The 12,633-nt window shown below is 28.1% G+C and carries 11 protein-coding genes; 8 read left to right on the forward strand and 3 right to left on the reverse strand.

The window, feature by feature from the left end; genetic code table 11:
- The first annotated feature begins 34 nt into the window (after nt 1-34).
- The gene (locus tag BA195_RS11475; protein ID WP_068705601.1) at nt 35-688 is read left to right on the forward strand and encodes a lysoplasmalogenase; all 654 of its coding nucleotides are present in this window, start codon (nt 35-37) and stop codon (nt 686-688) included.
- On the opposite strand, the gene BA195_RS11480 is transcribed toward BA195_RS11475, so the two are convergent.
- From BA195_RS11480 to BA195_RS11490, 3 genes are read right to left on the reverse strand one after another with little or no spacing between them, the layout of a single operon-like run.
- Nucleotides 685-1,761, reverse strand: a complete 1,077-nt coding sequence (locus tag BA195_RS11480; protein WP_141677708.1) for a hypothetical protein — start codon at nt 1,759-1,761, stop codon at nt 685-687. The two genes, BA195_RS11475 and BA195_RS11480, sit on opposite strands and share 4 nt — an antisense overlap.
- Entirely contained in the window at nt 1,745-2,272 is a 528-nt protein-coding gene (locus BA195_RS11485; RefSeq protein WP_068705605.1) for a hypothetical protein, read from the reverse strand. The genes BA195_RS11480 and BA195_RS11485 overlap by 17 nt, the downstream gene beginning before the upstream one ends.
- Entirely contained in the window at nt 2,265-2,828 is a 564-nt protein-coding gene (locus BA195_RS11490) for an RNA polymerase sigma factor (RefSeq protein ID WP_245662349.1), read from the reverse strand. The genes BA195_RS11485 and BA195_RS11490 overlap by 8 nt, the downstream gene beginning before the upstream one ends.
- Nucleotides 2,829-3,029: 201 nt before the next feature.
- Here BA195_RS11490 and BA195_RS11495 point away from each other — a divergent pair, with 201 nt between their 5' ends.
- From BA195_RS11495 to BA195_RS11525, 7 genes are all read left to right on the forward strand, one after another.
- Nucleotides 3,030-3,887 (forward strand): hydroxymethylglutaryl-CoA lyase, encoded by an 858-nt coding sequence (locus tag BA195_RS11495; RefSeq protein WP_068705609.1) that lies wholly within the window; start codon nt 3,030-3,032, stop codon nt 3,885-3,887.
- Nucleotides 3,888-3,893: 6 nt separating this feature from the next.
- Nucleotides 3,894-4,697 (forward strand): hypothetical protein, encoded by an 804-nt coding sequence (locus BA195_RS11500; protein ID WP_068705611.1) that lies wholly within the window; start codon nt 3,894-3,896, stop codon nt 4,695-4,697.
- 33 nt (nt 4,698-4,730) lie between these two features.
- Complete coding sequence (locus BA195_RS11505) at nt 4,731-6,281, forward strand: bifunctional metallophosphatase/5'-nucleotidase (protein ID WP_068705613.1); 1,551 nt, start codon at nt 4,731-4,733, stop codon at nt 6,279-6,281.
- Between the two features lie 100 nt (nt 6,282-6,381).
- A complete protein-coding gene (locus BA195_RS11510; protein WP_068705615.1) occupies nt 6,382-7,554 on the forward strand; it encodes a DUF4856 domain-containing protein in 1,173 nt (390 codons plus the stop codon).
- A gap of 113 nt (nt 7,555-7,667) precedes the next feature.
- Nucleotides 7,668-8,765, forward strand: coding sequence for an imelysin family protein (locus tag BA195_RS11515; RefSeq protein ID WP_068705617.1), 1,098 nt, complete (start codon nt 7,668-7,670; stop codon nt 8,763-8,765).
- Nucleotides 8,758-10,125, forward strand: a complete 1,368-nt coding sequence (locus tag BA195_RS11520) for an HTTM domain-containing protein (RefSeq protein ID WP_068705619.1) — start codon at nt 8,758-8,760, stop codon at nt 10,123-10,125. The genes BA195_RS11515 and BA195_RS11520 overlap by 8 nt, the downstream gene beginning before the upstream one ends.
- On the forward strand, nt 10,100-12,601 hold the full coding sequence (locus BA195_RS11525; protein WP_068705621.1) for a TonB-dependent receptor domain-containing protein: 2,502 nt from the start codon (nt 10,100-10,102) through the stop codon (nt 12,599-12,601). The genes BA195_RS11520 and BA195_RS11525 overlap by 26 nt, the downstream gene beginning before the upstream one ends.
- Nucleotides 12,602-12,633 lie beyond the last annotated feature (32 nt).

The following is a 12,633-nucleotide window of genomic DNA, read 5'->3' on the forward strand; positions in this document are numbered from 1 at the left end:
ATTTATTTATTTGAATGATTTATATTTACTTATTATGGGGTTAAAATTTAAGATATACACAACTATTTATTTTTTAGCATGTTTTGTGTCATTTTTTTTTATTGATGCAGGAACTTCACTGGAAGAAATGGTTGTTAAAATATTGTCATTAGTTTTTTTGGCTTTTTTATATATAAGTGTATCAAAAGAAATAAATTATTGGTATATTTTAATATTAATGTGTATCATAGGTTCAGATTCTTTTTTTGTTTTTGATCCTGATTTTCTTACAGAAGGAGTAATTTTGGTACTTATAGAGCGATTTTTATATTTTATAATTTTAAGAAAAACATTATCAAAAATTAAAATAGTGTCTTTGTTAACTTATATGATACCAGGTATTTTAATTTTTGGAACACTATTATATATATATTTACCTTATTTAAAGGATATGCTGGGTACTCTTTTTGTTATATGTTTTTTTAATATTACGTTAATAAGTGTTGCATACCTTAATTTTTTGCAAAAAAATGATCAAAAAAATTTATTTTTTCTATTAGGTATTTTCATGATTAGTGCTGTTGATTTCTTAATGGTGTATAATAAATATTTAGACTATAATTTTTACTACGTAATAGGGTATACGTTAACATACTATACAGCTCGTTATTTAATCTGTTATTCAATTATTGAAGAAAGATACCGTTAATCATTAACCTTTAAAGAAACACTACCATATTTAGATTTTATATTTATAGTTGAGTTGTTGTTTGTTTTTCCAAAAGATCCTTCATAATATTTTTTGGTATTCTTTTTAATACTTTTAAAGAACTTTATTTTGTTTTCAGGATAATTAAATCCGGCGTAGCCTAAATCGACAATAAGGTTAAAATTATTATTACTATGAGTGCCTAGTTTTATACCTGTATAACTTCCGTCGATTGTAATGTCTTCAAAACCTTTTAAAATGTTGGCTACTTTAACACTTCCGTAATCAGTATTAATTTTTAAGTTTTTACTTAAGGTTCCTATTTTTATAGCAGCGTAATCTGAATTACCAATAATAGTACCTCCATTGTTTACATTGACACTACCATAATCGCTATTAAACCTTAAGTAGTTGGTATTGCCTATTTTTACTGTAGTATAATCGGCATTTATATTTAATGTTTCAGATTTTTCGATTTTAATTTTAGAGTAATCAATATTTATAGTTCCTGCTTTTATAAAATTAATTTCAGAGCTACCACAATAGTCTAACTCTATAGTGTTGGTGTTGTTTAATAAAGCATCAACAAAAATATTTCCATAATCACAATTTAAATTAGCTTTACCTTTAAGTTTATCTAATTCGATTGTACCATATTGATTGTTTAAATCGGCATTGTTGGTTATTGGCATTTTTATAAAATAGTTGATTTTGTAATTAATATTACTATTACTCCAAAATGACCAATTAGATTTTATACTTTCTATTTTAGTACGTGCTTCAACCAAGTTGCTTGAAGCCTCAAAAAGAACATTAATTGCATTTAATTTTTTAGTAACTGTTTTTAAATCATTTCCTTTTACTATAATTTTAACATCAATTTCAATACGGTTCTGATCCCATGTGGTTACATTTACATTTCCGTACTTATTATTGATATATAAGGTTGCATTTTTAGTAACATTAAAGCTTTTGTTAATAGTTTTACTTTTTTCGTGTTTCTTTTTATCGGTAGCCATCATAATGGTGGGTAATAAGATAAAAAGGAATAATAATTTATATAATTTCATCATTTAAAAACTTTAAGGTTATTGATTTATTTTGTTCTAACTGTAATAATAAACTGTTTAGCACAGTTAGTCGTTGTTGGTAATTGTTAATTATTTTTTGAATAACTAAACGTTTGTTTTCTTGTTTTGTTAGTTCGTCAATTAATAATTTATAATGATCTTCTAATTCTTCTATATTTTCTAAAGCATCTTCAATCATTGCCTCAGTTTGAATATTTCTATATTGTTCAACCTCTTTTAATTCCTGATTTATTGTTGTTACAAAAAAACTTTGAGCTTCTGCCATTTTTGGAGAAACATCAGCTAAATCATACATTGTTTTTTGTTGATAATTACCAAGGTAAAAACCAATTATTAATGTAATTGAGGCAGCAATACTTATCCAAAATATTTTTAGTTTTTGTTGTTTTTGAGGTGTTTTTAATTTTTTGTGAAAACGTTTTGAATGATCTGAATGTGGTTCGAGAATATCAAAATCATTGTCATTAAAAAATTGTTTTAATTTATCATCCATATACTTGTGATTGATTAATGTCAGTAAGCAAAAGTTGTTTTAATTTCTTTTTTGCTCTTGATATTGTTGTACGAACATTTTCGTTTGTATAATTTAATATTTGAGATATTTCTTCATAATCATAACCTTCTATTAAATTTAAAGTTAACACTATTCGGTAATTATCTTTTAAGCTTGATAAGCTTTTTAGTACTTGTTTTACATTTAAAGTAGTGTAATCAATTACATTTTCATCAATTTCATAATCTGGTATAATATCCATTTTTACTTCTTCATATCGGTTGTTTTTTTTAAGTTGTGTAAGGCTTTTGTTTATTACGATTCTTTTTAACCAAGCTCCAAAGGCAACTTCACCTTTAAAGGTATTTAGTTTAGTAAAAGCGGTTAAAAAAGCTTCTTGAATTAAATCTTCGGCCTCAAACTCGTCTTTTAAAATACGATAAGCAGTATTGTACATTGCTTTATAGTAATTATTATACACCTGCATTTGTGCAGTGCTATCGTTTTTTTTACAGCGTTCGATTAGTTGGTTGATATGTGTCGTTTTAGATTCCAAAGAAATCATTCTATACTAAAGACAAATTGACTTTTAAATTGTGACAGTTTTTTTAGATAAAAATAAGAATATATTTAATAAAAATAGTTGAATTGCTTTTAATTGATTCTTTTTCAGTTGAGTATATTTTAGGGTTAGTAGTAAAAGTATCAAAAATAGACAAGAGAAGTAAAATGAATGAAAATACGTATATTTGGCATAATGATTGACAGTATAAAAATTATTGAGTGCCCAAGGGATGCAATGCAAGGAATTAAAAGTCATTTTATTCCTACAGAGGCTAAAGCAAAATATATAAATTCGCTTTTAAAAGTAGGCTTTGATACAATAGATTTTGGAAGTTTTGTGTCGCCAAAAGCAATTCCTCAAATGCGAGATACAGCGGCAGTTTTATCTAAATTAGATTTAACTACAACTAGTAGTAAATTATTAGCAATTGTAGCCAATGTAAGAGGGGCAAATGATGCTTCGCAGTTTGAAGAAATAGATTATTTAGGGTATCCTTTTTCGATATCAGAAAATTTTCAAATGCGTAACACACATAAAACAATAGAGCAATCTATTGACACTTTAAAAGAAGTATTAGCAATAGCAAATAGAGTAAATAAAGAAGTGGTAGCATATTTATCAATGGGGTTTGGAAACCCGTATGGAGATCCTTGGAGCGTTGAAATAGTTGGAGAATGGACAGAAAAATTATCAAAATTAGGAGTTAAAATACTATCTTTATCAGATACAGTTGGTACATCAACTCCTGAAGATATACACTATTTATATTCAAATTTGATACCTAGCTATCCGCAAATAGAGTTTGGTGCACATTTACATACTACGCCAGCAAAATGGCATGAAAAAGTAGATAGTGCTTTTAAAGCAGGATGCCGTCGTTTTGATGGTGCTATTAAAGGTTATGGAGGTTGTCCAATGGCAAAAGATGAGTTAACAGGTAATATGCCTACAGAAAAATTATTGTCGTATTTTACAGCAAATAAAGTAATAACAAATATAAAACCAATGAGTTTTGAAAGTGCATACAACAAAGCACTCGAAGTTTTTTAATAAAATATGAAATTTAAATTAATTGTACTTTTTTTCTTTTTTTCTACGATTTATCAATCTGCAATTGATGAAAGAATAGGGGTATGGCAAATTAGAAATGGAGTATTAATTAAAAATGGGTCTAATAAAAATGACTTAGCCAATGATTATTGGAAAGAGTTTTATAGGATTTTCCCTAAAGAGTTAACGAGTAAATATGTTAAACGAATTATTTTAATGACTGATGGACCTGACGAAAAAGTAGGTGCGTTAGTCTCTTTAAATTCTAGAAATGATAAATGGCAACTAGAAATTGATATAAAAGACGTTAATTTAAAGTCGAGAAATAAAAAAAGATTATACGAGTCTGTTTATACAATGACTCATGAGTTTGGGCACTTATTAACATTAAATAAAACACAAATAAGACCTACCTCAAAAAGTAAACAAGAGGAAGGAGAATTGTATTTAACTTTAGAAGGTGAAGCATACAAAAATAGCTATATAAATAAATTTGTAAATATTTTTTGGAAAGGTGCTTTATTAGATAATTGGGACGTTATACAAAAAGATTTTTGTTATACAGAAGCTAATTGTGTAGAAAAATTATACGATTTATATCAAGATAATTCATCAGAATTTTTAACTGATTATGCAGCTATAAGCCCTGAAGAAGATATTGTAGAAAGCTGGACAGCCTTTGTATTACGGTCTAAAGTTAGAAATCCAAGAACGATTGCCCAAAAAAAGATAAACTTTTTTTATCAGTTTCCAGAATTAGTAGCTTATCGAAAAATGATACGATTAAATACTCGTAAATATCTTCATTAGAATATGTAAATTTGTTGCATTAAAAAAAATGTAATGAAATCAATTAATACTCTTTGCCTGCTTATAGTAACTATTTTTATAGGTGGTTGTACTTATCAAAAAAATAAAGCAAACTCAATACCTGATCATCACTTTAAAAAAGTAGCAGGAAAAACATATTTTAATATACTTCAATTAAATGATGTTTATGAAATTGCTCCTATTCAAGGTGGTAAGTATGGCGGAATGGCAAGGGTAGCAACAGTACACGAAAATTTATTAAAGGAAAATAAAAATACAATGCTTGTTTTAGCGGGCGATTTTTTAAATCCATCCTTAATAGGTACCATGAAAGTTAATGGTGAAAGAGTTAGAGGTAAACAAATGGTTGAAGTTATGAATGCCATGAACTTTGATTTGGTAGCTATAGGTAATCATGAATTTGATTTAAGTTATACGAGTTTACAAAAAAGACTTAACGAAAGTAAATTTGATTGGATTTCAGCAAATGTATTGCATCATAAAGATGGTAAGTATGAACCTTTTTATAAATTAGTAAATGGAGAAAACGAATATTTAAAAGATTCCTATATTAAAGAATTTATAAATTCTGATGGAACCAAGCTAAAAGTAGGTTTTATAAGTGCTTGTATACCATCAAACCCAAAAAGCTATGTTTTTTATGGTGATATATATGATGAAATTAAACGATCATATAATGAGATTAAAAATAATGTAGATATAGTAATAGGATTAACACACTTAGGGTTAAGTCAGGATAAAAAAGTAGCTGAATTATTACCAAATGTTCCATTAATTATGGGAGGTCACGAGCATGTTAATAGTTATGATACGGTTGGTAATGTACATATAGCGAAAGCTGATGCTAATGCAAAAACAGCTTATATTCATCGTTTTGAGTATGATCTTAAGACAAAAGAAGTACAATTAAAATCAGAATTAAAAGAAATAAATGATCAAATAGCACCAAATAAAACAGTTGGTAATATTGTTGATAAATGGCAGCTTATTTTAAAGAATAAAATTAACGAAATTGTTAAAAACCCATATGAGGTAATTTATAAAGCACCAAAACCATTGGATGCTACTGAGGCATCAATTAGAAGTATTCAAACCAATATGGGAGATATTATTACAAAAGCAATGAGTTATGCTTATAATGATAAAGTTGATTGTGCACTAGTAAATGGAGGTTCAGTTCGTATTGATGATAAATTAGAAGGAAACATTAATGTTGTTGATGTTTTTAGAGTTTTACCCTATGGTGGTGCAATACTAAAAGTTGATATAAAAGGAAGCCTTTTAAAACAAGTACTAGAATATAGTGAAAAATCAGTTGGTACAGGTGCTTATTTACAGCGTTATAATGTTGATAAAAAGAACGGAAATTGGAGAGTGTCAAACAAATTGATTTTAGAAAACAAAATATACAAAGTTGCTTTTTCTGATTATTTATTAAAAGGATTAGATATACCGATGTTATCAAAAAATAGTGAAAGTGTAGATTCTATTTACATACCTAAAAAAAATGAAATCAGTTTTGATATTCGAAAAGCTGTCATCTCTTATTTAAAAACAATATAACCTTATTTTTAATTAAAATAAATCTAAATAAAATTTGCTTATTTAGAATAGTTCTATAAATTTGCATAAGTTTATTAAAATTAAATCTAAATAAAATATAATGAAAAGAGTAATTCTTTCAATGTTAGCTGTTGCAAGTTTAATGGTAACTTCTTGTTCAAGTAATGAAGATCCTGTAGTAGATGTTATAGCTCCAGCTACTTATGCCTTTGTAGGAAAAGATGGTAATAGTAATGTTAGTTTTTCAGGACAAGTTGCTAGATTAAAAATGGCAGGCGAATTAAAATCAGCATTAGGGTCAAACACTAAAACAGAAGCTGAGTTAATTAAAATGTTTAAAGACGGAACAGGTTTTGCTGGAGAAGGTTTAGATGCTTCAGGAAAAAAATTAAGAGGAACTGTATCTTCTGCACCTAACTCTAACACAAATGCAGTTGAAGTTGATGCTTTAAGAACCAAAATGGATGGTTGGATTGCAAATCATACAGCTATTTATGGTGATTGGGATACTGATGCTTCAAACGGTCAAAAAGGTAAAGTTGTTACAGGTACAAGAACAGCTTATGTTGATGCTAAAGGTTTTGAATACAACCAAGTAATGGCAAAAACATTAATAGGAGCTGTTATGGTTGATCAAATGTTAAATAAATACATATCTCAAAAATTTATTGAAGACAACAAAGCTGATCATGAAGCAGGAGCACCATATAAGGGTGATGCAACTAAAAATTACACAGCTTTACAACATGGTTGGGATGAAGCTTACGGATACTTATTTGGATTAGAAGATGTTACTGCTACTCCGGTAAATTCAATTGATGATAGAAAAGGGTTTTTAAATTCATATTTAAAAAGTGTAGATAACGACACAAAATTTAAAGGAATTTTTGATGATATTTACAAAGCTTTTAAATTAGGTAGAGCTGCGATTGATGCTAAACAATATGATATTGTTAATAATCAAGCAGAAATTATTAGAAAATCTATATCTAAAGTGATAGGTGTAATGGCAACTCATTATTTATTAAAAGGTAAAGGAGTTAAAGATGCTAACACATTACATGCTTTATCAGAAGCATACGGATTTGTTTTATCATTACGCTATGTAGAAATTAATGGAAATCAAGTAGAAGCAAACCAAATTGCTGGTTCTATTGCAACTTTAGAAGCAGGTTTATGGACCGTTTCTGATGAAGATTTAGATGCAATTGCTGGAGCCTTAGCTGGTTACTTTAAATTTGATGTAGCAGATGCAGTAAGTTTAAAAGACTAAAACAAATTTTAATTTATAATATTAATAAAAAAAATAGCTATGCATTAATACATAGCTATTTTTTTTTATTTTTGCAGCTTTATTTAGATTAATAAAAAATTAATTTTCAAAAAATGAAAAGAATTATATATATATGTGTGTTAAGTATACTGGTTGCTTGTAGTTCAAGTAATGATGATCCAGGAACATCTAATCCAGATAGTTTTAACAGAAAAGAAATGTTAACATTTTGGGCAAATCAAATAATAGTACCAGGATATACAGATTTTAAGAGTGAAACTATTCTGTTAAACAACGCAGTAATAAAATTTACAAACGATGTAACAGCCCCAAACCTAGCAGAAGTAAGAAACGCATGGGAAAAAGCTTATGTTACTTGGCAAAAAGTTGCGATGTTTCAAGTAGGTAAAGCACAAGAATTAAACATGGTTGGTAGTATGAATACAGTTCCAACAAATGTACCTTTAATTAAATCATATGCCGAATCTGGAAATTATAATTTAGAATCACCAAATTTATCAGCAGTACAAGGTTTTCCAGCAATTGATTATTTATTAAATGGTCAAGGAAATGATACTGAAACAATAACATTTTACACAACAGCAACAAATGCTAATAAATATAAAGAATACTTAAAAGACGTTACTGAAAGACTTGCTAGTTTAACAAAACAAGTATTAGACGATTGGAATGGGGGGTACACACAATCTTTTATTGATAATGATGGTTATGCTATATCTAGTAGTGTAGATAAAATGGTAAATTTTTATGTAATTCCTTTTTACGAAAAACAATTAAGAGACGCTAAAATAGCAAACGCATCAGGAGCAAGAACGGGTACTGCCGATGTAACATTAGTAGAAGGTTATTATAAAAAAGATATTTCAAAAAAATTATTTACAACAGCCTTATTAGCAACTAAAAACTTTTTTAAAGGAGTTAGTTATAACGGAGGAACAGGTAAAAGTCTACAACAGTATTTAGAGTTTTTAAATAGAAAAGACTTGGCCGATTTAATAAATACGAAATTTACTACAATCGATGAAAAAGCAAGTTTATTAGAAAACGATTTTACAAGTCAAATAACAACTGATAAAGTAAAGTTTTTAGAAACCTACGATGCAATGCAAGCATTATTAAAAAGCTTTAAACCAGATATGTTTAGTGCTATGAGTGTTACAAATACCTCTACTGATTCAGATAATGATTAAAACATTTCAAAAATATTTTAAAAAAAATACGGAAGCTGCTCCACTTGCAGTATTTCGTATTTTTTTTGGTTTTATGATGTTATGTAGTATTATCAGGTTTTGGTTAAAGGGATGGATTGAAGAACTCTACATAAAACCAAAATATTCTTTTTCATTTTATGGTTTTGAATGTATAAAACCACTAGGTAATTATACATACATCATCTTTTTAATATGCGGTATTGCAGCTTTTTTTATAATGCTAGGTTATAAGTATAGGCTAGCAGTAATAACCTTTTTTTTAAGCTTTACATATATAGAGTTAATGGATAAAAGTTATTACTTAAACCATTATTACTTTGTAAGTTTAATAGCATTTATCTTACTTTTTTTACCAGCAAACGCTTATTTTTCTGTTGATGCAAAGCAACATGAAAAAATAGCAAATCAAAAAATACCAAGTTGGACTATTGATAGTATAAAACTGATGTTAGCTATTGTATATTTTTATGCTGGTTTAGCAAAATTAAATTCCGATTGGTTATTTAAAGCAACACCTTTAAATATATGGCTGCCTGTACAATACGATTTACCTCTGGTTGGTTTTTTAATGCCAAAAACATGGTTTCATTTTGCTATGAGTTGGTCAGGAGCAATTTACGATTTAGCAATTCCGTTTTTATTATTTTATAAAAGAACACGATTTTTAGCATTTATAGCCGTAGTTGTTTTTCATATTTTTACAAGAATATTATTTCCAATAGGAATGTTTCCATATATAATGATTGTATCTACAATTATATTTTTCAATCCAAAAGTGCATCATAAAATATTGAATGTAATCGCATCAATATTTAAAATTTCTAAAATTTATTTCGACCAAGGAAAAACATTAGTGAGCAATCAAAAACTTCAACTATCAAGAAATATTTTAATAGTATTTTTTGTCTTACAAATTATAATTCCTTTCAGGTATTTATTATATCCAGGAGAATTATTTTGGACAGAAGAAGGCTATCGATTTTCATGGAGAGTGATGTTAATTGAAAAAGCAGGATTTGCAGAATTTAAAATAGTTGACCCAAAAACTAAAAAACACTTCTATGTAACAAATACTGATTTTTTAACTTTACAACAAGAAAAACAAATGAGCTTTCAACCTGATTTTATTTTAGAATTTGCTCATTTTTTAGGAGATACTTATAAAAAAAGAGGTATAAGAAACCCACAAGTATATGTAGATAGTTATGTTACACTTAACGGAAGGTTAAGTACACAATTTATAGACCCAAAAGTAAATTTATACAAAGAAAAAGAAAGTTTTAAACACAAAAACTGGATTACACCATTTAATCATGAAGTTAAAATTAAAGGATTATAATATAATTTTTATAGCAATTTTATCAATTCAAACAATAATTGCGCAACACACAATTTCTGGAAAAATTACAAACCAAAAAGGGAAGCCTATTAACAATGTAGAAATTTTTAATGCCAAAGGCGGGCTTTTAACAAAAAGTAAAAATGACGGAACCTTTATTACAGAGAAACAAAAAAAGGGAAACTATAAGATAGTATTTTTTTCTCATAATTATGAAATATTAGAAAAGAATATCACCTTAAAAGATGAAAATTTAGAGCTAAATATTACTTTATCAAGTTTAAACGAACAACTTTCAGAAGTAGTTATAAACCAAAGAAAAAGAAAAATTTTTGCAATAAAACGATTAAAAGAAGTTGAAGGAACAGCCATTTATGCAGGTAAAAAAACAGAAGTAGTTTTATTAAGCGAAACGGTAAGTAATAAGGCAGCCAATAATGCCCGTCAAATATATAGCCAAGTCGTTGGGTTAAATATTTATGAAAATGATGATGCTGGTTTACAATTAAATATTGGGGGTAGAGGTTTAGACCCAAACAGAACAACAAATTTTAACACACGTCAAAACGGTTATGATATTAGTGCTGACGTTTTAGGATATCCCGAAAGTTATTATACACCACCTGCCGAAGCGTTAAAAGAAATTCAAGTTGTTAGAGGAGCTGCTTCTTTACAATACGGAACCCAGTTTGGAGGCTTGTTAAATTTTAAATTTAACGAACCAAATAAAAACAAAGAATTCGAATTAATTACAAGGCAATCTACAGGATCTTATGGATTGTTTAACACTTTTAATAGTGTAAGCGGAACGGTTGATAATACAGGTTATTACGGCTACATAAATTACAAACAAGGTGATGGATTTAGACCAAATTCTGAGTTTAATTCTGTAAATATTTACGGTCATGTAGATCATAAATTATCAGAAAATACTACATTAACAGTTGAGGCAACGTATTTAAATTATTTGGCAAAACAAGCTGGGGGACTTACAGATAAGATGTTTAATGAAGATCCTTTACAAAGTAACCGCACAAGAAATTGGTTTCGTGTAAATTGGAATTTATGGGCAGTTAAATTAGATCATAATTTTACAGAAGATACTAAATTAAGTGTAAATGTATTTGGTTTAGATGCCTCTAGAAAAGCTGTTGGTTTTAGAGGTAACTATAAATCAAGATCTGTAAACTCGATAACTTATGTTGATGAAATACTTGCTGATGGTAATTATGCAACAAGAGATTTAGTAGTAGGAAATTATAAAAACTGGGGAGCTGAAGTTCGATTTTTATCAAAATATGCTTTTAAAGATAATAAAAACACTTATTTAGTTGGATTAAAATATTACAGCGCCAATAATTCTGAAAAACAAGGTCCAGGTACAAAAGAGATAGATGCTAACTTTAATTTTACAAATGAAGAAGAATATTTAGCATCTAACTTTACTTTTCCAAATACAAATGTAGCCTTGTTTGGAGAGCATATCTTTAAATTTTCAGAAAAATTTTCAATTACACCAGGTTTCCGTTTAGAATATATAAAAACAGAAAGTAATGGAAACTATAAAAATATTTTATGGGAAAATGGCGATTTACAATCTGGTAACCCATTACCAAACGGAATAATTAATGGTAGAGATGATAGAACAAAAGAAAGAAGCTTTGCGTTATTAGGTATCGGGGCAAGTTATAAGCCTAATAAGTCATTAGAGCTTTATGCAAATGCGTCTCAAAATTACAGGTCAGTTACTTTTAATGATATTCGTACAGTAAGTCCAACATTTAAAGTTGATGAAAATATTGATGATGAAAAAGGAGGAACTGCAGATATTGGAGTAAGAGGTAAGGTAAATAATGTTTTATCTTATGATATTAGTAGTTTTGCGTTGTTTTATAACAATCGTATTGGGGTGTTTTGGGTAACTAGCGGACCAGATGCAGGTGATAGGTTAAGGACCAATATAGGAGATGCTTTTATTTACGGATTAGAAAGTTTCGTAGATGTTAGTTTATCTAATTTGTTTAAATTTTCATCAAAAGATTTTTCGTTAAATTACTTCACTAATATTGCGTTAACCGAGTCAGAATACACTAATTCATTAGAAAACTCAGTAGTAGGTAATCAAGTGGAGTTTATTCCAAAAATTAATTTAAAAACAGGAATTAAATTTGGATATAAAAACTTTTTGAGTAGTTTACAATTTACACACTTATCAGAACAACAAACCGATGCCACTCATGCAAATCAAAGTAATTTAGAAGGAACACCAAGTTTTGGGTCGGTAGGAACAATACCAGCTTATTCTATTTTAGATGCTTCTTTTTCTTATGCATATAAAAACTGGAAATTAGAAACAGGAGTTAATAATTTACTAAACGAAAGTTATTTTACACGAAGAGCAACAGGATATCCTGGTCCAGGAATTATTCCGTCTTCACCAAGGAGTTATTATGTAACATTACAGTTTAAACTTTAAAGTTATTTATAACACATATAATATTAAATTAA

This window comes from Tenacibaculum soleae (assembly GCF_001693415.1).
In the GTDB taxonomy this organism is placed as follows: Bacteria; Bacteroidota; Bacteroidia; order Flavobacteriales; family Flavobacteriaceae; genus Polaribacter; species Polaribacter soleae.